Raw genomic sequence first — 18,938 nt, 5'->3', positions numbered from 1 at the left:
GCGGTTCCCCTCAGTGCGTCCGCTTCTCCAGCCCCAGCCGCTCCGCCGACAGCTGTCCGCAGGCGGCGAGCAGCTGGAAGGCGGCGACCGTTTCGTCGCGCTGGGCGCCGACCAGATTGACCCGGCTGGTCAGCAGCTCCTGTTCCTGGTCCAGCACGTCCAGCAGGGTGCGGCTGCCGACCTTGGCCTCTTCCCGCAGGCCGTCGAGCGCGGTCTGGGCCGCCTTGATCTGGTCGCGGTAGGAGTGGATGTTGGCCCGCGCCGTTTCCAGCGCCGCCCAGGCGGTGACGGCGCTCTCGACGCTCTGGTTGCCCTGCTCGCGGGTCTGCAGGCGGTACTGCCCGGCCGTCTGCTTCGCCTCGCGAACCTGGGACTCCGGCAGGCCGGCCTGATAGAGCGGGGCCGTCACCTGCACGCGCGCGGTCAGGCTGTCGGTGCGGGTGTAGTCGATGCCGTCGTCGCGGCCGGGATCCCAGGTCCGGGAGCCGCTGGCCGACAGGGTGGCGGAGGGCAGCAGCTGGCCGAACTGCCGGTCGACATAGTGGCGCTGGGCGTCCTCCGTATAGGCGGCGCTGAGGACAGACGGGTTGTTGGCGCGGGCCAGCGCCGACGCCTCCTCCAGCGTCTTTGGCAGGCGGAAGGCCGGCTTCGGTGCCGCCAGCGTTCCCGGCAGGCTGCCGACGATGCGGACGAAGCCGGCGCGCGCCGTCTCCAGCGTGCCGTCCGCTGTCTGCCGCGACGCCACCGCCTGGGCCAGCCGGGATTCGGCCTGGGCGACGTCGGTGCGGGTGTATTCGCCGACCCGGGCGCGGTCCTGCGCCGCCTTCAACTGCCGTTGCAGCAGCGCCACGTTGGCGGCGTTGAGTGCCACCAGTTCCTGATTCTTCACCACGTCGAGATAGGCGGTCGCGGCGTTCAGCAGCACGGTCTGTTCGGTCGCCAGCAGGGTGGCGCGTTCCGCCTCGACCAGCCGCTCGGCCCTACGCACGGCCGGGGCTACGGTCGCATCGAAGAGCGGTTGGCTGGCGCTGACCGATGCGCTCTTGGCGTTTGTCTCCGTCCGCTCGCTGCCGATGCCCTCATAGCGCGTGTCGGTCAGGTCGCGGCTGAGCCCCAGCGTGGCGGTGACCGTCGGCCGGTAGCCGGACATCGCCTGCGGGATCTGCTCGTCCACTGCGCGCAGGCGGGCCTGCTCCGCCGCCAACGTCGGATTCGTCGCCTGGGCGCGCGACAGCGCCTCCTGCAGGGTCATCGCCCCGGCCGGTGCCGCTGCCAGTAGCAGCGCCAGCCCGGCCGCGAGCGCGGCGCGGCAAACCCGCCCAGCGCAAGCTAGCCAAATTTCCGGACTCATCGTATCGCAAAGCCTCCTGCAACAGCGCCCGCCGCATCTTCCGGCGACGACGCCTGTTACGGGAGGGCCGCCCGTCCCCCTGCGGCCGGGCAGCCATGCGGGGCTGGCGCCGTGTCCCCTGCCGTCAGTCGAACAGGTGGGACAGGATCAGCCCCTTCACCGCCTCCGCCGGGACCGGGCCGTCCGGCAGCAGGGCCGGCTCGGAGGAGATCAGCAGCGGCCCGGCCTCCGCCCGGTCGGTGGGGCGGCCGTGCGAGCCTTTGACCAGGCCGCCGTCCAGCGGGATCAGGTCCATCAGGGTGCGGAAGCCCAGCGCCTTGCGCGCCAGCCGCCAGCCGATGGCCAGCTTCGGCCAGCGGATCGCCGGATCGATGAACAGCTCCGCCGGGTCGTAGCCGGGCTTGCGGAAGATCTCCACCGTGCGGGCGAAGTCGGGGGCGCGGGCGTCGTCCAGCCAATAGGGGTAGCTGAACCAGCGGTCGGCCCGGCTGACCGCCACCAGATCGCCGGAGCGCGGATGGTCGATTCCGGCGGCGCGCTGGTCGATGCGGTCGAGCACCCGCTCGACCCCGTCCAGCCCGGCGACGAGATCCCGCACCTCCGGCACCCGTTCGGGGCGGGCGACATGGATATGGGCGATCTGGTGGTCGGCCACCGCGAAGGCCTCCGACGCGCCGGGGTCGAGCAGCTCGCCGCCCTGTTCGGTGCGCACCGCGATCAGCCCGGCCTCGCGCAGGGCGCGGTTGATGGCGACCGGGCCGGTCACTTTGGTGATGCCGTATTCCGACAGCACGATCACCCGCATGCCCTCGCGCTCCGCCCGCTCGATCAGCGGGGCGCACAGCCCGTCCACCGCCGCGACCTGGGCCGGAATGCGCGGGTCGTCGGGACCGAAGCGCTGCAGGTCGTAATCGAGGTGCGGCAGATAGACCAGCGACAGGCTGGGGCGCATCCGCCGCTCCACCTCCGCCGCGCAGTCGGCGATCCAGCGGCTGGAGACGATGTCGGCCCCCGGTCCCCAGAAGCGGAACAGCGGGAAGGGGCCGAGCCGCTGGATCAGCTCGTCGCGCAATCCGGCCGGCCGGCTGTGGATGTCGGGCAGCTTGCGGCCGTCGGCGCAATAGACCGGGCGCGGGGTGACGCTGAGGTCCGCGCCCGAATACATGTTGTACCACCAGAACAGCTTGGCCCCGGTGAAGGACGGGTCGCGGCGGCGCGCCTCCTCCCACAGGGTTTCGCCGGACACCAGCCGGTTGCTCTGCTTCCAGAACAGGATCTCCGACAGGTCGCGGTCGTACCAGCCGTTGGCGACGCAGCCATGGCCCGACGGCGTCCGCCCGGTCAGCATGCTGGCCTGCACGGTGCAGGTCACCGCCGGCAGCGGCGGCACCAGCGACCGGACCCCGCGCGTGGCGAGCGCCGACAGGGCAGGGGCGTGCGGCAACAGGTCGGCGGTCAGGCCGACTACGTTCAGGACCAGGGTCCGGCGCGTGACCGTCATGCCGGTTCGGCGACCTGGCCGGCTGCGGCCGCAGGCAGGGCAGCCAGATCCACCGTCGGCTTCTGGCCGCGCAGCACCGTGTTGCCCTCGAACAGCAGGCGCTGGTCGACCGGCAGCGTCACTTCCAGCTCCGCCGGGTCGAGGCGGCCGCTCTGGGCGTAGAAGGCGATGGGGTTGCGCCAGACGACGGTCTCGATGGCCGCGGCGGAAATGCCGGCCTCCTCCATCGCCGCGACCGTCTTCGGCACCTTCAGCGGGTCGCTGATGCCCCAGTCGGCCGAGCTGTTGACCATGATCCGCTCGGCGCCATAGGTCTGGACCAGCCCGACCATGCGCGGCTCGTCCATCTTGCTGCCGGGATAGATGGTGTGGCCGGCCCAGCAGCCGCTGTCGAGCGTGATCGGCAGCGTTTCCTCGTTGTTGTGGTCGATCAGCACCATGTGCGGCGGCACCCCGGCCTCGCGCAGCAGGTCGATGGTGCGGCGGGTGCCGGCCTTCTTGTCGCGGTGGGGGGTGTGGACCATGATCGGCAGGCGGTGGCGCATCGCCATCTCGACCTGCCGGGAGAGGATGTCGTCCTCCGCCGGGGTCATGTCGTCATAGCCGATCTCGCCCACGGCGACGACGCCGTCCTTCTCCAGGTAGAGGTCGACCAGGTCCAGCACCGGATCGACGATGTCGGGGTTGTTGGCCTCCTTCGGGTTGAGGCCCAGCGTGCAGAAATGGCGGATGCCGAACTGGCTGGCGCGGAACCGCTCCCAGCCGACCAGCGACAGGAAATAATCCTCGAAGCTGCCGGCATGGGTGCGCGGCTGGCCCAGCCAGAAGGCCGGCTCGGTCACCGCGACGATGCCGGCCCGGCGCATGGCGGCGTAATCGTCGGTGGTGCGCGACGTCATGTGGATGTGCGGGTCGAACAGCTTCATGGCGTGGGGATCCCATTGGCTGGACAGGCGGCCTGAGAGGCGGTTGGACAGGCAGCTGAATGGTCGGCGGGGACGGCGTCGAGCAGGAGGTCGAGATCGGCCGGCACGATGCGGCCGGCGGCGCGGCGTTCGCTGCGGAAATCGGCGGCCATGCGGCGCAGGGCGGGGGTCGTCCGCTCCGCCAGCCCGGCGACGCGGGCGAGCGGCATGCCGGTGAACACCGCCTTCAGCACCATCTGGTTGAAGACCGGTTCGGACAGATGGGCGGCGGGGAAGCGGTTGTCTCCCGCGATCGCCTCGAACACCGGCTGTACGCTGGACCGGCAGGCGTCGGCGGCCAGGGCGGCGAAGCGCGCCGGATCGGGCAGCAGCATCAGCGCCTGGAGGATCGCCGCCCGCTCCTCGGTGTCGGAGGTGCGGAAGGCAGCGGTCAGCCGGGCCGGGGCCTCGCTGCCCGCGGCCTCGGCGGTACCGGCGAGCAGGGCGGCGCGCAGCAGCCGCGGACCGCTCCACAAAGCGGGCGCGGCGATGCCGAGCGCCATCAGGGCCGGCACCTCGCCGTCCCGCGGCGGCGGGGCTTCGCGCAGCCGGCGGCCGGCCGCGGCGAAGGCGCGCATGAAGGCGGGGGTACCGGGCAGGGGTGGGACGGCCAGCAGGGCCGCGAGCCAGGCGGCACTGTCGGGGTCGCGAGCGGCGACGAGGGCCGGCAGGACGCCGCGATCCGCTGGACAGGAGGTCATCGTTGCGCCGCACAGCCCCGGTTGATGAAATGCAGGTCTCTGCAATCATATACGCGAGGGAGTGCGGCGAGAAAGTCAAAAATGGCGGTGCGCGAATGAACTCTTTCGCAATGTTTCAATAATTCAACAATGATGGCGGCCGGAAATGAAGGCGGCGAAAGAAGGCGGGGCAAGAAGAGGCGGGAGAGGGACAGGCTGCCGGCCCTCCCGCCCCTTGCATGGCCTCACACGATCGACAGCATCGCCGCCGCCGGCGCATCCAGCGCGTCGGCCAGCGCGCGCAGGCCGCGGGCGGCTTCGTCGCGGCTGCGCGGCATGCTCAGGCCGAGGCGAACGGCGTGGGGGGCGCTGGCCCGGCCGACGGCGAAGGCGTCGGCGCCGATGACGATCACGCCGCGCCGCCGGGCCTCGCCGACGAAATCCTCGCGCCGCCACGGCTCGGGCAGCACGAGCCAGAGATGCTGGGCCGCCGGGTGGCCGCACACCGTCTCGGCCGGCAGGATCGAGCGGGCGAGCCGCTGGCGTGCCAGATCCTCCTCGCGCTGGGTGGCGACGATGCGGTCGGCGGTGCCGTCCTGGATCCAGCGCGTCACGACCTCCGCCGGCAGGGCGGGGGCGGAATATTGCAGGGCGCGGATGGTGGTTTCGACGCGCGGGCGCAATTCCGGCGGGGCGACGACGAAGCCCAGCCGCAGGCCGGCGGCGAGGCTCTTCGACACGCTCGACACATAGAGGGTGATGTCGGGGGCGATGGTCTGAAGCGGCCGGGTGTCTGGCACCATGAAGCCGAACACGTCATCCTCGATGAGGATCACGCCATAGCGCCGGGCGATCCGGACGATCTCGTGGCGGCGCGCCTCGGGCATCACCACCGCGGTCGGGTTCTGCAGGGTCGGCACCAGGTAGGCCGCCTTCGGACCCAGCCGGCGGCAGGCGCTGTCGAAGGCGTCCGGCACCAGCCCATGCTCGTCGATGGCGACCCCTTCCAGGTGGTAGCCCTGGGTGGCGGCCAGCGCCTTGGTGCCGATGTTGGTCAGCCGCTCCGCCAGGATGACGTCGCCGGGGCGGGCGATCGCGGCCAGCGCCACCGCCAGCGCGTTCTGCGCGCCGGTGGTCAGCAGGAGCGACTCGGCCGCCGCCTTCACCCGGTGCTGGCGCTCCAGCCAGGCGGCGGCGGCGGCGCGATGCTCGGGCAAGCCGGCATGGGGGCCGTAGCCGATCAGCGCCGCGAGATGGCCGGAAGCCCCGATGGCGGTCAGCGTCTGGCCCAGGGCCTGGGCCGCCACCGCATGTTCGGGATGGACCGTGGTCATGTTGACGATGACGGGACCGGCCGCCGCCTGCACCGCCGGGGGCCAGCCGGGCAGCGGGAGCGCCGCCGGTGCGCGCTGGCCCTGGACGAAGGTGCCGCGCCCGACCTCGCCGCCGATCAGTCCGCGCTTTTCCGCCTCGGCATAGGCGCGGGTCACCGTTCCCACCGTCACGCCGAGGCGGAAGGCGAGGTCGCGGTGGGTCGGCAGCCGCGTGCCGACCGGCAGCACGCCGTCGGCGATGTCGTCGGCCAGCGCGTCGGCGATGACGCGATAGAGCGGGCCGGGGCGGCCCTCCAGGATCGGGGTCCAATTTGTCATGGGGACAAATGTGGCATTGTCCCGACCTGCTGGCAAGTTCGGCGCGATTGTCCCCATTGGAAACCGCGGGACATCCATACAATCGAGCGGCTGGACGGATGGGGCGCGGTCCGGCGCATCGCCATTGTAACCGGCCGGCGGAACCGATAGTTTCCTTAACATTGGCGTGGCCGGCATTCCGCCACCCGTTGGAGGTCCTGCGCGGGGGACGATGCATACGATTGCGGTTGTCGACGACGATCCCATCACCCGCGAAACCCTGAAGGCCTACCTGGAAGGCGAAGGCTACCGGGTGATGCTGGCGCGTGACGGCGACCAGCTGTCGGCACTGCTGGCGCGCGGGCGGATCGACCTGCTGCTGCTCGACATCCGGCTGCCGGGCAAGGACGGGCTGGCGGTGACGCGGGAACTGCGGGCCGTCTCCAACATCGGCATCATCCTGATCACCGGGCGCTCCGACCGGATGGACCGGCTGATCGGGCTGGAGCTGGGGGCCGACGACTATATCACCAAGCCGTTCGAGCCGCGCGAGATCCTGGCCCGCACCCGCAGCCTGCTGCGCCGCATCGCCCGCCCGACGCGGCCGGCCGGCGGCCGGATCAAGCGGTTCGACGGCTGGGAACTGCATCTCGACAAGCGCAGGTTGCGCGATCCCGGCGGCGGGGACGCCCGCCTGACCTCCGCCGAGTTCGAGCTGCTGGCCGCCTTCGTCGAGAATCCCGGCCGGGTGCTGAGCCGCGACGACCTGCTGGACCTGACCCTGCGCGGCGATTCGGTGCCCTACGACCGCTCGATCGACCGGCTGGTCCGCCGCCTGCGCCGGGTGGTGGAGCATGACCCGGCCGACCCCACCCGCATCGTCACCGTCCACGGCATGGGCTACATGTTCCAGGCGGCGGTCGACTGAGGCATTTTTCGCCGTCGGCCTTGCGCCCGGTCTTCCGCCGTCGGCGGAGGCGGTCAGGATTGCGCGGAGGAGGTCGAGCGGCGCTGCGGACGGGCAGGCGCGCCGTCCTCCTCGGGCTTGCCGGGCTTGCGGAAGGTGCTGAGTTCGGAGATGCGGTTGACGGTCAGCCCGTTCAGCCGGCAGCCGGCGACCTCCACAACCTCGAATCCGGCGCGGCGCGGATAGCGGGCGGCCACCCGTTCGCGCGCCTCGCGGTCGCCGTCGGCGATCAGCAGATAGCGGCGCACCCCCGTCCAGCCGCGAAAGCCGCGCTGCTCCGCGAAGCTGGCGCCGGCCGGGTTGAAGCGCACCGCGACCTCCCAGAAGCGGCCGGGGCGCGGCTCGTTGCGGTCGAAGACGAAATAGCGGTCGAGCGCGGCGGCCTTCTTCCTGTCCAGCTCCAGGATGGCGGCCTGCAGTTCGACCTCCGCCTTCTGCACGCGCTTTTCCGTCTCCGCATGGTGGTGGGCGAGCTGCGCATAGTCGGAGGCGACGTCGGCGACCTCCTTGGTCACGTCGTCGACCTTTTCCTTCAGCTTGGACATGGCGATGCGCGTCAGTGCCAGCTGGCGGCGCCAGTATCTGTTGGACAGGACGGTCAGCACCATCAGGCCCAGCGCGAAATACAGCATCATCCCGGTCATGCGGCACCCGTCATGCTGCGGACGCCTCGGCCTCGGCCTCGGGATCGGGGGCGAGCGCCAGCGGCACCACCGGCGAGGAGATCAGGCCGTTGCGCTGGGAAAAGCTGGTCCGCACCATGCCGTGCGCCTGTTCGGCCGAAGGCGCCGTGATGTGCGCGACGTTGCGGTATTCCCAGATCTGGCGGGAAAAGACGATGTCCTTGCGGTCCAGCTCGTTGAAATTGGGGCCGACCGCCAGCTGGGCCCAGAAGACTTCGCCGTCGGTGTCCTGGTCGCCCAGCTCGTGCACCAGCTCGATCTTCGAATATTCCAAAGCCTTCAGCTCGGTCAGCGCCTTCTGGCGGCGGCCGTTGAACTCGGTCAGGCGGGCTTGCAGGGTGGTCAGGTCGACGCGCTTGCGTTCGGTCTTCTGCCGCCATTCGGCGAGAGCCGCACGCTTCTTGTCGTACTGGCGCTGGTTCATCGCCTCGCGGGTCTTCTCGGCGCTGACGCGGCCGACATCCACCACGATGGACAGACCGAGCGCGGCGGCGCTGGCGATCAGTAGCAGCATCCCCAGGAACTCGGCCGAAATGACCATTCGCCCTCCCCCAGCCGCAACGTGGCGCCGACAACGCCGGCGCATCGTGCCACGGGCGGGGACGGGGCGCGATGCCATCGCGACACCCCGCCGCATGGCCGCCGCACGGCACTGCGCTAGGCCGATCATACCATCGGCCTCCGTTCCAGGGTTGTAATTTTTAGCCGGCCTGGGGAAAACCCGACTTTTGTAAGAGGATTTGGCAGGGCATATCGACCGGGCACGCCTTTACGGCGGCGCCCGGTCATAGCCCTCCGGTTCAGTCGGCCTTTTCGCCGGGGACGAAGGTCATGGCGATGCCGTTCATGCAATAGCGCTTGCCCGTCGGCTCCGGCCCGTCGTCGAAGACATGGCCGAGATGTCCCTTGCAGGCGGCGCAATGAACCTCGGTGCGCGGATAGGCCAGCTTGTAGTCGGTCGTGGTCTCGACCGCCCCCGGAAGCGGCTCCCAGAAGCTGGGCCAGCCCGAGCCGCTCTCGTACTTGGTTGCACTGGCATAGAGCGGCTGGCCGCAGCCGGCGCAACGGTAGGTGCCGGTCCGCTTCTCGCCGTTGAGCGGGCTGGTGCCGGGATATTCCGTCGCGTGTTCGCGCAGGACCTTGTACTGGTTGGGCGAGAGCTCGTGCTTCCAGTCCCGCCCGCTGGCGTCCGCCTGTTTGTTGTCCGATTCGGGCATGCCGCCGGTCTCCTCCTGCTGATCGTCGATGTCCAGGCCAACCATATTGGTCGGCCATGCCCGGAACCCAAGCCGGGGAAGGGCCGCTCGCGCGGATGTGATGGGGCCGGGCCGGGGCTGCGACGGTAGGGCGGGCCTATGACGGACAGAATGCGACCCTGTAACAAAAGAATCTTGCGGATTCGGCGAAGGTTCGACGGGTCATGCCTTCCGGATTCGCCGCGGTTTCGGTAACATCGAGGAAGCCAACAGTCCGGGACGACGTGTCCGGGGCGGCACTGCCGGGGCACGACGCGCCGCATGATGGATGAACGCTACCTTCGGGCGGTTCGCGACGCGCTGATGCGGCATCAGCAATGGCTGCTGCGCGACCCGACGGGCAGGGGGCGGCGCGCCAATCTCAGCTTCTACGACCTGGCCGGGCTCGGCCTCAACCGCGTCAACCTGTCGGGCGCCAAGCTGACCGGGGCCAGCCTGGCGCGGGCGCGGATGGCCGGCATCGTGCTGTCGAAGGCCGATCTCTACGGCACCGACCTGTCGCGGGCGGACCTGACCGGCGCCCAGCTGCAGGGTGCCGACCTGCGCGGCGCGCGGGTCGACGGCGCCCGGCTGGTGAACGCCAATTTCCAGGGCGCCGACCTGCGCCGCGGCATGGTGCTGGAGGCCGGCGAACTGCGGGCGGCCGGCAACAGCGACGGCACCACCACCTTCGTCGGCTGCAGCCTGTCCCAGGCGGTGCTGAGCGATTGCCGCATGTCGCAGTGCGACTTCTCCGGCAGCGACCTGTCCGGCGCCGACCTCAGCGGCAGCGACCTCAGCGGCGCCATCCTGATCGGCGCGGATCTCACCGGGGCGATCATGCGCAAGGCGACGCTGGACGGCGTGCTGATGTGCGGCGCCCGCCTGAACGAGGAGCTGCGCACGGCGCTGGAGCGGCACGGCGTCGACGTCGACGGCACCGGCCTGACCACCACCGCGGCGCGGATGACCGACCTGATCGCCGGCCATCAGATCTGGGTCGACAAGCTGGGCAAGGGCGGCGAGCGCATCGAGCTGCAGCGCGTCGACCTGCGCGGCTACAACTTCACGAACCAATTGCTGTGCGGGGCAGTCATGCGCTTCTGCGGGCTGCGCGGGGCCGATTTCTCCGGCGCCAAGCTGATGATGGCCGACCTGTCCTACAGCGACCTGCGCGATGCCGACTTCACCAGCGCCGACCTGTCCGGCTGCAACCTGGAGGGCGCCAATCTGGCCGGGGCCAAGCTGTGGCGGGCCAAGTTCCGCAAGGTCGACATCAGCGGCGACGGCAGCCGGCTGTGGCCGACCAGCTTCGCCAAGGCGCAGTTGACCGGGGCCGACCTGCGCGACGCCAGCCTTGCCGGGGTGGTGCTGCGCGGCACCGACCTGACGGCGATCAAGACCAGCTTCGCCACGCTGAAGGGCGCCGACCTGTCCGCCGCCCGCGGCTGGCAGCCTTGCGAGGCGCCGGCTTGACCGGCCCTTCCGCGGGGAGCGGACTCCGGGTTTAGCTGCCGTCCGCCACCGGGATGCTGCCGGCGACGATGCCGCGGCGGGCGGCCTCCGCCGCCTCCAGCATCGCCGAGGTCAGCAGCGCGCGGTTGTTCTCGTCCACCGCATAGTCGACCCCGCCGTCGGCCAGGCCCAAGGCCACCGTCCCGGCGCCCCAGCTGCCGCGCTGCGCCGCCCGGAAGCCCGAGTCCACCGCCAGATCGACCCGCTTCAGCATCGAGGTCAGGATGGTGCCGGGATACAGGTAGTTCTGGTTGCTGTCGACGCCGATGGCCAGCCGCCGGCCGTCGTGTGCCGCGGCGAAGATGCCGAAGTTCGACACGCCCGCCCCGGCGAAGACCACGTCGGCCCCGCGCTGGAACTGGCTGCGCGCCACCTCGCCGCCGGCCGTCGGGTCGTTGAAGGCGGCCGGCGTGGTGCCGACGAAATTGACCAGGACGCGGATGTCGCCGCGGGCATGGCGGGCGCCCTGTTCGAAGCCGGCGATGAATTTGCGGATCAGCGGGATGTCGAGCGCGCCGACGAAGCCGACCGTCCCGGTCTTCGACGCCAGCGCCGCCAGCACCCCGACCAGGAAGGCGCCCTCCTGCTCCTTGAAGGTGACGCAGCGGATGTTCGGCCCCTCGGCCACCGCATCGACCAGGGTGAAGCGCACCGCCGGATGCGCCGGCGCCAGCCGGGCCAGCGCGGTGGCATAATAGAAACCGACGGCCGCGATATCGGTCGCCCCGCGCCGCAGCAGGGCGGCGACCCCCTGCTCGAACTGCGCCGGGCTGGCCGGCAGATACTCCATGACCGGGACGCCGGTGGCCGCGGTGAACCGCTCCGCCCCGGTGAAGGCCCCCTCGTTGAAGCTCTTGTCGAACTTCTGCCCGGCCGCATAGACGAGACCGGGCCGGAACGGAGGCGCGGCGGATGGGTGTCGCGGCAGCGCGGTCAGGGCGACTCCGGCTCCGGCAGTGCCGAACAGCAGGACGGACCGGCGGGTGGGGTGCGGCATGGCGTGGCCTCCGGCTGTGTGAACCCCGTGACGCAGAGTCAATTTTAGGCATGCTTTTCCGGCTGGAACCAGAATCTTGTTGCGTCGCGGCCAGGGTGACGCCGCCGCCGCCGGGGGCGCCATCCAAAAACCGGTGGCGGGTCCGGATTGTCGCGGGTCCCGCCTGTCGCGCACCGGTCAAGGCTGCCATGCCGAGACAGGACTTTGCGCCCGGCGGCGGACGGATCAGCTTACAGGCTGCGGACCCTGTCCGGCCGATTTCCCTCCTCCCAATATCATTCGGATTCGCTGATGTTCGCGCGCCTTGCCGCCGTCCGTGCCCGTTCGCCTGCCGAAAGCCCCTTCTTCATCGCGGCGCTCGGGGTGCTGATGTCGTTCGGCCCGATGGGCACCGACATGTATCTGCCCGGCATGCCGCAGATCGGCCGCGACCTGCACGCGCCGCAGGATCAGGTGCAATGGACGCTGTCGGCCTTCTTCCTGGGGTTCGGCGTCGGGCAGCTGCTGTGGGGGGCGTTGAGCGACCGGTTCGGCCGGCGGCTGCCGGTGGCGACCGGCATCCTGCTCTATGCCGTCGGCTGCGTCGGCTGTTCGTTGACCACCGACGTCACCCATCTGGCGGCCTGGCGCTTCGTGCAGGCGGTCGGGGCCTGCGCCGGGCCGGTGCTGGTCCGCGCCATGATCCGCGACGTGTTCGCACGCGACCGCGCCGCCAGCGTGTTGTCGATGATGATGCTGGTGATGGGGGCCGCCCCGATCATCGCGCCGCTGATCGGCGGCCAGATCCTGGTCTGGGCCAACTGGCGCTGGATCTTCTGGGCCCAGGCGCTGTTCGGCGCGGTGGCGATGCTGGCGCTGGCCACCTTGCCGGAGACCCATCCGACGACGCGGCGCACCAGCCTGCGGCCGATGGTGCTGGCGGAGTCCTACCGCAGGCTGCTGACCGACCGCCGCTATCTCGGCTATGCGGTGGGGTCTTCCTTCATCTATGCCGGGATGTTCGCCTTCATCTCCGGTTCGCCCTTCGTCTATATCGAGCTGTTCGGCGTGCAGCCGGAGAATTACGGCTTCCTGTTCGGGTTGAACATCGTCGGCATGATCATCGTCAACACGCTGAACAGCCGGGCGGTGATGCGTTTCGGGTCGGACAGAATGCTCAGGATCGGCGTCTGGCTGTCGGCGGCGAGCGGGATTCTGCTGGTCGTCTGCGTCGCCAACGGCTGGGGCGGGCTGTGGGGGCTGGTCGGCTGCCTGTTCCTGTTCATGTCGTTGACCGGCTTCTGCTTCGCCAACTCCATGGCGGGCGCGCTTCAGGCCTTTCCGCAGATGGCCGGCACCGCGTCGGCGCTCGCCGGCATGCTGCAATTCAGCATCGGCGCCCTGTCGGGCTGGGGCGTCGGGCTGATGGCCAACGGCACCGCCATCCCGATGGCCGCGGTGATCGGCGGCGCGGCGCTGGTCAGCCTGGCGCTCAACCTGTGGCTGATCCGGCCTGTCCGCCGTCTTGCGGCGGACGTTTAACCTGCTTCGCCGTCTTGCGGCGGACGTTTAACCTGCTTCGCCGTCTTCCGCCGGGACAATAACGCGATCCGTGGTTGTTGTTTTCCGGATGGTGGGGATGTCGGCCGATGTGAATTGAGTTTCCCTTTGGGGCGCACTAGGCTTGCGCGCCAAAGGAGACCCGCCATGGTGCCGAAGGATCGTTCCGACATGTCCAGCCCTGTCCGCCGCCGCCATCTGCTGGCCGGTGCCGCCGCGCTCGGCAGCCTCGCCGTGTCCGCGTCCCTGCCGCTGCCGGCCTTCGCCGCGACCGACTTGCGGGTCGGCTACATCCCGATCATCCCGATGACCCAGCTCTATGTCCTGACGGGCGAGGGGTGGGCGAAGGATGCCGGGCTGGCCTTGCAGACCACCAGCTTCCAGTCGGGGCCGGCGATGATCCAGGCGCTGGCGTCGGGCACGCTGGACGTCGCCTATGTCGGCATCGGCCCGGCGATGATCGCCCGGTCGAAGGGCGTGAAGCTGAAGGTCGTCGCCGCCAACGTCATCGACCAGGTGGCGCTGATCGGCCGCGGTCCGCTGGCCAAGGCGATCGCCGGAGCCGCCAGCCCGGCCGAGGGGTTCAGGGCCTTCCGTGCCGCCAACGGCCGGCCGGCCAAGATCGGCTCGCTGCCGGCCGGGTCGGTGCCGGACACCGTGCTGCGCTATTGGATGGCGGAGGTCGCCCGCATCGGTGCCGACGATGTCGAGATCGTCGGCATGGGCGAGCAGCCCTTGCAGCAGGCGCTGCTGACCGGGGCCATCGACGGCGCCTCGATCCTGGAACCGATCCTGACGCTGGTGCAGTCCCGCCTGCCCGACGCCGCCATCGTCGCCAAGGCCGGCACCATGTTCCCCAAGCAGCCCGGTGCGGTTCTGGCGGTGACCGAGGACGCCATCGCCAACAACCGTGCGGCCGTTGCCGAGCTGGTCAAGCTGCACATCCGCGCCACCGCCTTCGCCAAGTCCAGGCCCGACCGTACGGCGGAACTGGTGACCGAGATCATCGGCAAGGGGCTGGTCGAACGCGAGGTGATGCGGGCGGCGCTGACTTCCGACGCGACGACCTTCGTCGACGACCCGCGCGTCATCCTGGACTCGACCAGGCAGATGCAGGCTTTCCAGCAGACCCTGGGCCAGATCACCGAACCGGTCGATGTCGAGGCGCTGTTCGATTTCTCCTTCCACGACGCCGCGACGGGCAGGTGACGGCCATGGCCCCGCCCGAGACGCCTTCCCTGCGGCTGGTCATCCACGCCCCCACCCCGGCCGCGCTGGAGCGGGCGCGCAACAACGCCCGCAACCTGCTGGCGGCCCGGCCCGACGCGCAGGTCCGCATCGTCGTCAATGCCGGCGCGGTGGCGGCGGCGCTCGACGGCCCGGACGCGGAGACCGACCGGCTGCTGCGCGTCTGCGGCAACACGCTCGCCCGGACCGGCCGCGGCGCCGGCGGACTGACCGTCGTCCCGGCCGGCGTCCTCGACATCGCCGAGGCCCAGGCCGAGGGCTGGGGCTACATGCGGGCCTGAGGCATCACCCGACCCCCCATCCGCCGGTGTCGGGGAAGGCCGCAGCCGGCGGCGGGACCGCGGCGGCTGCATCGGCGACGATGCCGCGCGGCAGGGCCTGGGCGCCGGGCGGGGTGGGCAGCAGGCGGGTCGGCCTGACCCACCATCCGGGTTCGTCGGCGGCGATGGCCGCCGCCGCCTCTTCCGCCGCCGCCGCCGTGGCGTAGAGGCCGAAGCAGGTCGCGCCGCTGCCCGACAGGCGGGACAGCAGGCAGCCGGGGCTGCGCTCCAGCGCCGCCAGCACGTCGGCGATCTCCGGTGCGACGGTCAGGGCCGGGGCGGTCAGGTCGTTGGTGCGCTCGCGCAGCATCGCCGCGAGGTCGTCTGCGTCGGCCGGCCGGCGGGTGAGGCGGGCGGGGGCGGAGAAGCCGGAGCCGCACAGTCCTGCGCCGGCTTGCGCCCGCACCTTGGCCAGCGCCTTGAACACCGCCGGGGTCGGCACCGGGACGTTCGGGTTGGCCAGCACGACATGGGTTTCCGGCAAGTCCGGTGCTTCGTCCAGCAGGTTGCCGATGCCGCCGAAATGGCAGCTGCGCCCGGCGACGCAGACCGGCACGTCGGCGCCAAGCCCGGCGGCCACCGCGAACAGCACCGGATCGCCGGGCGGCAGCCCCCACAGCCGGGCCAGCGCCCGCAGGCAGGCCGCCGCGTCGGCCGACCCGCCGCCGATGCCGGATGCGACCGGCAGCAGCTTGGTCAGCGCGATCATGACGTCGGCCTCGCGTCCCAGCCGGGCGGCCAGCGCGTGGGCGGCGCGCATCACCAGATTGTCCGCCGGCCTCCCGCCCATCAGCGCCGGACCGTAGGGCCCGGCGATGGCCAGCCGCGGCCCGGCCGGCGGCAGGTCCGCCCCGCGCAGCGTCACCCGCGCCGCGCCCGGCGCCAGTGCGACGGTGTCGCCGATCGCGGCGAAGGCGACGAGGCTGTCCAGCTCGTGATAGCCGTCGTCTCGCCGGCCGGTGACATGCAGGTACAGGTTCAGCTTGGCCGGTGCGGCCTCGACGATGGGAATGCCGGTCATGAGCGTCACTTCGTTGGGGTCGATCCCGTGCGGTCCGGGGGTGGTCAGTCCGGCGGCAGGCGGCCGAGCGCCGCCCAGCCGAGCGGGGTCAGCTGCAGCCGCTCCGGTCCTTCGCCGTGTGCGCCTGGGACGAGGGTGACCAGTTCCCGGTTCTCGAACCAGGCCCAGCGCGCCACCTCGGCCGTGGTGCCGGGCCAGCCGTCGGCCAGGCGCTTCAGCACCTCCAGGTCGGCGGACGCGATGGGGAAGCGCGGCCTGGGCACCGCCGGCCTTGCCGCCGGAGCGGCCGGAGCCGGTGCTGCGGCCGGGGCCGGCAGCGGCGGGGCGTCGTCCCCGGCGCGGGCACGGATCCAATCGGTCTGGTAGCTGCGCAACGCCTGCTCCAGCTCGCTGCGGGCGGTCTCCGCCGGGCAGCGCAGATAGGCGTCCAGCAGGGCGTGCAGCGTGGTCTTCGCGTCGGTCATGTCCCGTCCTTCAATCCTGCCCTTCGATCCTGCCCGAACCTGCGGCGGGCCGCCGTCACAGCCATCCCGTCCGCCGGAAGCGGATATACAGCCCGGCGCAGACGACGGCGATGACCGCGAGCACCGCCGGATAGCCGTACCGCCAGTGAAGCTCCGGCATATGCTCGAAGTTCATGCCGTAGAGGCCGGCGACGGCCGTCGGCACGGCGAGGATGGCGGCCCAGGCGGCCAGCTTGCGCGTCACGTCGTTCTGCCGCGCCGTGGCCAGGATCATACTGGTTTCAAAGGCGAAGGATAGAACCTCGCGCAGCGAGCCGATCTGTTCGTTGATCCGGATCACATGGTCCTGGACGTCGCGGTAATAGGGGCGGATCGCCGGATCGATCATCGGCAGGTCGAAGCGCTCCAGCCGCGAGCAGACCTCCAGCAGCGGCGAGGCGTTGCGGCGCAGCCGCTCCAGGTCGCGGCGCAGCTGGTGGATGCGCTCGATCTCCGCCATGCCGGGCGGGCGGGCGATCAGCTGGGCGTCCAGCTCGTCGACCATTCCGGCCATCTGGTCGAGAATCGGGACATAGCAGTCGACCACATAGTCCATCACGGTGTAGACGACGAAATCCTCGCCATGCTTCAGCAATTGCGGCGCGCTTTCGGCACGCGCCCGCACCGGCGAATAGCTGGTCGAGGCGCCGTGGCGCACGGTGACGACATAGCCGCGCCCGGCGAAGAGATGGGTTTCACCCATGACCAGCCCGCCCTTTTCCAGCTTGGCGGTGCGCAGGACCATGAACAGGCCGTCGCCATAGACCTCGACCTTCGGGCGCTGGTGGGCGTGCAGCGCGTCCTCCACCGCCAGCTCGTGCAGGCCGAACTGGTGCTTCACCTCCATCAGCAGCGCCTCGTCAGGCTCCCACAGCCCGATCCAGACGAAGTGGCCCTCCTTCGCCGCCCAGGCTCCCGCCTCCGCGATCGGGACGTCGGCGATGCGCCGGCCGTCGCAATAGGCGGCGCTCGCGATCACGGCATGGCGGGGCGTTGCGGAATCGGAAGACGGTGGCAGGGACATGGATGGAAAACCCGGCGGGAGACGGTGGCGAGGCGGCACTCTAAAGAGGTTCCCCGGCAGCGTCGACGAATCCGACGGCACCGGCCGGGCGGTTCCGGGCGCCCGTGCGTTGTCACTGCCAAGGATACGCTGCGATACAGGAAGGGAGAGGACGATGTTCCAGTCGGCGGCACGCGGCATGTACCTGCTGGCGACGGTGACACTGTCGCTGTTCGCCCTGCTGTTCATCGGCCTGTCGGCCGTTACGGTGGCGGAAGGGGTGGCGTCGCTCGACGGCGCGGCGCTGACCTCGGCCATGCTGGACGGTGTGGGCATGATCGTGCTGGCCATCGCCGTGTTCGAGATCGCCAAATACCTCTACGAGGAGGAGATCGTCCGCGAGCGCGAACTGCGCCGCGCCGACGAGGCCCGCCGCACCCTGACCAAGTTCCTGACCACCATCATCATCGCCACCAGCCTGGAAGGGCTGGTTCTGGTGTTCGAGGCGCGGACCAGCGAGATCTCCGCCATGGTCTATCCCACCATGCTGCTCGGCGTGGTCACGCTGCTGGTGGTCGGGCTCGGCGTCTTCCAGTGGCTGGCCCGCAAGGCCGAGAGCATCCATGTCGATCCGCAGGCCTCCGACGACGACGAGGCGGAGGACGACAAGCGGGGGAGCGGCAAGCCGGAGAACGGCGAACGCAACCGCGGGGCATAGGCCGTCCCGGCGGGCCGCCGCCCGCGGGACGTCGGCCTTTTGCCATCATTGACCCGCGCGTGCCGCCTGCGCCAAGCTTGCCGCCGTCGAAAGTGGCAGGAGGAGATGGGGCATGGCCCGCAATACGGGCAATCGCACCGATGGCCATACGGCCGTCTACGGCTTCCCGGACTCGGCCGACGCGGCGCGCCGGCTGGCCCAGGCATTGGCGATACCCTGCCACATCGCCGACCTGCACCGCTTCCCCGACGGCGAGAGCCTGGTCCGCCTGCCCGAACCGGCCCCGAACGAACCGGTGGAACGGGCCATCGTCTACCGGTCGCTCGACCGGCCGAACGACAAGCTGGTGGAGTTGACCCTTGCCGCCTCGGTGCTGCGGCGCCAGGGCGTGGCCGACCTCTGCCTGGTGGCGCCCTACATGGCCTATATGCGCCAGGATGCGATCTTCAGGCCGGGCGAACCGGTCAGCCAGGCGGTGGTCGGCGAATGGCTCGGCCGCTGCTTCGACAGCTTCGTCTGCGTCGAGCCGCATCTGCACCGCACCCATACGCTGGACGAGGTCTTCGTCGGCCGCCCCTCCGTCGCGTTGAGCGGGGCGGCGCCCATCGCCGCGCATCTGCGGGCAACGGGCGTGGCGCCCGGAACCATCGTCGTCGGGCCGGACGAGGAATCCGCCCCGCTGGTCGAGGCGGTGGCCGGGCCGCTGGGGCTGACCGGCATCGTCGGGCGCAAGGAGCGGCGCGGCGACCGGGACGTGACGGTGGCGCTGCCGCCGGACGCTCCCATCCATGGCCGCCCGGTGGTGATCGTCGACGACGTCATCAGTTCCGGCGAGACGATCTTCTCCTGTGCGCGGGCGGCGCGGATGCTGGGGGCGGACACGCTGCGGGTCTATGGCGTCCATGCGCTGTACGGCGAAACCGTCGCCGGGCGGTTCGCCGCGGAAGGGCTGGACCGTCCCCTGTCCTGTGACGGCGTGCCGCATCCGTCCAACGCCATGCCGCTGAGCGGCCTGATCGCCGACGCCATCCGGTCCCTTTGGGCTTTTTAAGGACGCAAGC

General features: G+C 70.8%; 19 protein-coding genes. 7 read left to right on the top strand and 12 right to left on the bottom strand.

What is annotated here, in order from left to right; translation table 11 throughout:
- Window positions 1-10 precede the first annotated feature (10 nt).
- From ABMY26_RS13045 to ABMY26_RS13025, 5 genes are all read right to left on the bottom strand, one after another.
- Window positions 11-1,351, bottom strand: coding sequence for a TolC family outer membrane protein (locus tag ABMY26_RS13045; protein ID WP_372396144.1), 1,341 nt, complete (start codon window positions 1,349-1,351; stop codon window positions 11-13).
- 124 nt (window positions 1,352-1,475) lie between these two features.
- Complete coding sequence (locus tag ABMY26_RS13040; RefSeq protein ID WP_372396143.1) at window positions 1,476-2,852, bottom strand: alkaline phosphatase family protein; 1,377 nt, start codon at window positions 2,850-2,852, stop codon at window positions 1,476-1,478.
- The gene (locus tag ABMY26_RS13035) at window positions 2,849-3,778 is read right to left on the bottom strand and encodes a TatD family hydrolase (protein ID WP_372396142.1); all 930 of its coding nucleotides are present in this window, start codon (window positions 3,776-3,778) and stop codon (window positions 2,849-2,851) included. The genes ABMY26_RS13040 and ABMY26_RS13035 overlap by 4 nt, the downstream gene beginning before the upstream one ends.
- Window positions 3,775-4,518 (bottom strand): EboA domain-containing protein, encoded by a 744-nt coding sequence (locus ABMY26_RS13030; protein ID WP_372396141.1) that lies wholly within the window; start codon window positions 4,516-4,518, stop codon window positions 3,775-3,777. The genes ABMY26_RS13035 and ABMY26_RS13030 overlap by 4 nt, the downstream gene beginning before the upstream one ends.
- A gap of 224 nt (window positions 4,519-4,742) precedes the next feature.
- The gene (locus ABMY26_RS13025; protein ID WP_372396140.1) at window positions 4,743-6,149 is read right to left on the bottom strand and encodes a PLP-dependent aminotransferase family protein; all 1,407 of its coding nucleotides are present in this window, start codon (window positions 6,147-6,149) and stop codon (window positions 4,743-4,745) included.
- Between the two features lie 211 nt (window positions 6,150-6,360).
- On the opposite strand from ABMY26_RS13025, the gene ABMY26_RS13020 reads away from it, so the two are divergent.
- Window positions 6,361-7,056, top strand: a complete 696-nt coding sequence (locus ABMY26_RS13020) for a response regulator (protein WP_372396139.1) — start codon at window positions 6,361-6,363, stop codon at window positions 7,054-7,056.
- Between the two features lie 53 nt (window positions 7,057-7,109).
- Here the strand turns inward: ABMY26_RS13020 and ABMY26_RS13015 are convergent, their stop codons facing one another.
- The 3 genes from ABMY26_RS13015 to msrB form a co-directional block, all read right to left on the bottom strand.
- Window positions 7,110-7,739: a hypothetical protein gene (locus tag ABMY26_RS13015; RefSeq protein WP_372396138.1), complete on the bottom strand. Its 630-nt coding sequence runs from the start codon at window positions 7,737-7,739 to the stop codon at window positions 7,110-7,112.
- Between the two features lie 10 nt (window positions 7,740-7,749).
- Window positions 7,750-8,319, bottom strand: a complete 570-nt coding sequence (locus tag ABMY26_RS13010; RefSeq protein WP_372396137.1) for a hypothetical protein — start codon at window positions 8,317-8,319, stop codon at window positions 7,750-7,752.
- A 259-nt stretch (window positions 8,320-8,578) separates the two neighbouring features.
- On the bottom strand, window positions 8,579-8,995 hold the full coding sequence (gene msrB, locus ABMY26_RS13005; protein ID WP_372396507.1) for a peptide-methionine (R)-S-oxide reductase MsrB: 417 nt from the start codon (window positions 8,993-8,995) through the stop codon (window positions 8,579-8,581).
- 300 nt (window positions 8,996-9,295) lie between these two features.
- Here msrB and ABMY26_RS13000 point away from each other — a divergent pair, with 300 nt between their 5' ends.
- Window positions 9,296-10,489 carry a pentapeptide repeat-containing protein gene (locus ABMY26_RS13000; RefSeq protein WP_045585040.1) on the top strand — a complete coding sequence of 398 codons (1,194 nt, stop codon included), beginning with the start codon at window positions 9,296-9,298 and terminating at the stop codon, window positions 10,487-10,489.
- 31 nt (window positions 10,490-10,520) lie between these two features.
- Here ABMY26_RS13000 and ABMY26_RS12995 read toward each other — a convergent pair whose 3' ends face one another.
- Window positions 10,521-11,525 (bottom strand): BMP family protein, encoded by a 1,005-nt coding sequence (locus ABMY26_RS12995; RefSeq protein ID WP_372396136.1) that lies wholly within the window; start codon window positions 11,523-11,525, stop codon window positions 10,521-10,523.
- Window positions 11,526-11,816: 291 nt separating this feature from the next.
- Between ABMY26_RS12995 and ABMY26_RS12990 the strand changes: the two genes are divergently transcribed.
- The 3 genes from ABMY26_RS12990 to ABMY26_RS12980 all read left to right on the top strand — a co-directional run bounded on the left by ABMY26_RS12990 (window position 11,817) and on the right by ABMY26_RS12980 (window position 14,593).
- Window positions 11,817-13,046 carry a Bcr/CflA family multidrug efflux MFS transporter gene (locus ABMY26_RS12990; protein ID WP_045585038.1) on the top strand — a complete coding sequence of 410 codons (1,230 nt, stop codon included), beginning with the start codon at window positions 11,817-11,819 and terminating at the stop codon, window positions 13,044-13,046.
- A 189-nt stretch (window positions 13,047-13,235) separates the two neighbouring features.
- The gene (locus ABMY26_RS12985) at window positions 13,236-14,273 is read left to right on the top strand and encodes an ABC transporter substrate-binding protein (protein ID WP_372396135.1); all 1,038 of its coding nucleotides are present in this window, start codon (window positions 13,236-13,238) and stop codon (window positions 14,271-14,273) included.
- 5 nt (window positions 14,274-14,278) lie between these two features.
- Window positions 14,279-14,593, top strand: coding sequence for a hypothetical protein (locus ABMY26_RS12980; protein WP_372396133.1), 315 nt, complete (start codon window positions 14,279-14,281; stop codon window positions 14,591-14,593).
- A 4-nt stretch (window positions 14,594-14,597) separates the two neighbouring features.
- Here the strand turns inward: ABMY26_RS12980 and ABMY26_RS12975 are convergent, their stop codons facing one another.
- Genes ABMY26_RS12975 through corA form a run of 3 tightly spaced genes read right to left on the bottom strand, consistent with a single transcriptional unit; the run spans window position 14,598 to window position 17,180 of the window.
- Window positions 14,598-15,653, bottom strand: a complete 1,056-nt coding sequence (locus tag ABMY26_RS12975; protein ID WP_372396132.1) for a 4-(cytidine 5'-diphospho)-2-C-methyl-D-erythritol kinase — start codon at window positions 15,651-15,653, stop codon at window positions 14,598-14,600.
- Window positions 15,654-15,697: 44 nt separating this feature from the next.
- Window positions 15,698-16,117: a hypothetical protein gene (locus tag ABMY26_RS12970; protein WP_372396131.1), complete on the bottom strand. Its 420-nt coding sequence runs from the start codon at window positions 16,115-16,117 to the stop codon at window positions 15,698-15,700.
- Window positions 16,118-16,172: 55 nt separating this feature from the next.
- Window positions 16,173-17,180, bottom strand: a complete 1,008-nt coding sequence (gene corA / locus ABMY26_RS12965) for a magnesium/cobalt transporter CorA (protein WP_372396130.1) — start codon at window positions 17,178-17,180, stop codon at window positions 16,173-16,175.
- 154 nt (window positions 17,181-17,334) lie between these two features.
- Between corA and ABMY26_RS12960 the strand changes: the two genes are divergently transcribed.
- The gene (locus tag ABMY26_RS12960) at window positions 17,335-17,877 is read left to right on the top strand and encodes a hypothetical protein (RefSeq protein ID WP_372396129.1); all 543 of its coding nucleotides are present in this window, start codon (window positions 17,335-17,337) and stop codon (window positions 17,875-17,877) included.
- Between the two features lie 112 nt (window positions 17,878-17,989).
- Window positions 17,990-18,928 carry a ribose-phosphate diphosphokinase gene (gene prs / locus ABMY26_RS12955; RefSeq protein ID WP_372396128.1) on the top strand — a complete coding sequence of 313 codons (939 nt, stop codon included), beginning with the start codon at window positions 17,990-17,992 and terminating at the stop codon, window positions 18,926-18,928.
- The last annotated feature ends 10 nt before the right edge of the window (window positions 18,929-18,938 follow it).

Source organism: Azospirillum sp. HJ39 (assembly GCF_041507355.1).
Classification (GTDB): domain Bacteria; phylum Pseudomonadota; class Alphaproteobacteria; order Azospirillales; family Azospirillaceae; genus Azospirillum; species Azospirillum thiophilum.
The sequence above is the reverse complement of the archived record's forward strand: the minus strand, read 5'-3'. Positions and strand labels throughout refer to the sequence as shown.

Excerpts from the sequence above, each read along its gene's own strand:
- ABMY26_RS13045 (WP_372396144.1), bottom strand. The coding sequence starts at position 1,351 with ATGAGTCCGGAAATTTGGCTAGCTTGCGCTGGGCGGGTTTGCCGCGCC.
- ABMY26_RS13040 (WP_372396143.1), bottom strand. The coding sequence starts at position 2,852 with ATGACGGTCACGCGCCGGACCCTGGTCCTGAACGTAGTCGGCCTGACC.
- ABMY26_RS13035 (WP_372396142.1), bottom strand. The coding sequence starts at position 3,778 with ATGAAGCTGTTCGACCCGCACATCCACATGACGTCGCGCACCACCGAC.
- ABMY26_RS13030 (WP_372396141.1), bottom strand. The coding sequence starts at position 4,518 with ATGACCTCCTGTCCAGCGGATCGCGGCGTCCTGCCGGCCCTCGTCGCC.
- ABMY26_RS13025 (WP_372396140.1), bottom strand. The coding sequence starts at position 6,149 with ATGACAAATTGGACCCCGATCCTGGAGGGCCGCCCCGGCCCGCTCTAT.
- ABMY26_RS13020 (WP_372396139.1), top strand. The coding sequence starts at position 6,361 with ATGCATACGATTGCGGTTGTCGACGACGATCCCATCACCCGCGAAACC.
- ABMY26_RS13015 (WP_372396138.1), bottom strand. The coding sequence starts at position 7,739 with ATGACCGGGATGATGCTGTATTTCGCGCTGGGCCTGATGGTGCTGACC.
- ABMY26_RS13010 (WP_372396137.1), bottom strand. The coding sequence starts at position 8,319 with ATGGTCATTTCGGCCGAGTTCCTGGGGATGCTGCTACTGATCGCCAGC.
- msrB (WP_372396507.1), bottom strand. The coding sequence starts at position 8,995 with ATGCCCGAATCGGACAACAAACAGGCGGACGCCAGCGGGCGGGACTGG.
- ABMY26_RS13000 (WP_045585040.1), top strand. The coding sequence starts at position 9,296 with ATGATGGATGAACGCTACCTTCGGGCGGTTCGCGACGCGCTGATGCGG.
- ABMY26_RS12995 (WP_372396136.1), bottom strand. The coding sequence starts at position 11,525 with ATGCCGCACCCCACCCGCCGGTCCGTCCTGCTGTTCGGCACTGCCGGA.
- ABMY26_RS12990 (WP_045585038.1), top strand. The coding sequence starts at position 11,817 with ATGTTCGCGCGCCTTGCCGCCGTCCGTGCCCGTTCGCCTGCCGAAAGC.
- ABMY26_RS12985 (WP_372396135.1), top strand. The coding sequence starts at position 13,236 with ATGTCCAGCCCTGTCCGCCGCCGCCATCTGCTGGCCGGTGCCGCCGCG.
- ABMY26_RS12980 (WP_372396133.1), top strand. The coding sequence starts at position 14,279 with ATGGCCCCGCCCGAGACGCCTTCCCTGCGGCTGGTCATCCACGCCCCC.
- ABMY26_RS12975 (WP_372396132.1), bottom strand. The coding sequence starts at position 15,653 with ATGACCGGCATTCCCATCGTCGAGGCCGCACCGGCCAAGCTGAACCTG.
- ABMY26_RS12970 (WP_372396131.1), bottom strand. The coding sequence starts at position 16,117 with ATGACCGACGCGAAGACCACGCTGCACGCCCTGCTGGACGCCTATCTG.
- corA (WP_372396130.1), bottom strand. The coding sequence starts at position 17,180 with ATGTCCCTGCCACCGTCTTCCGATTCCGCAACGCCCCGCCATGCCGTG.
- ABMY26_RS12960 (WP_372396129.1), top strand. The coding sequence starts at position 17,335 with ATGTTCCAGTCGGCGGCACGCGGCATGTACCTGCTGGCGACGGTGACA.
- prs (WP_372396128.1), top strand. The coding sequence starts at position 17,990 with ATGGCCCGCAATACGGGCAATCGCACCGATGGCCATACGGCCGTCTAC.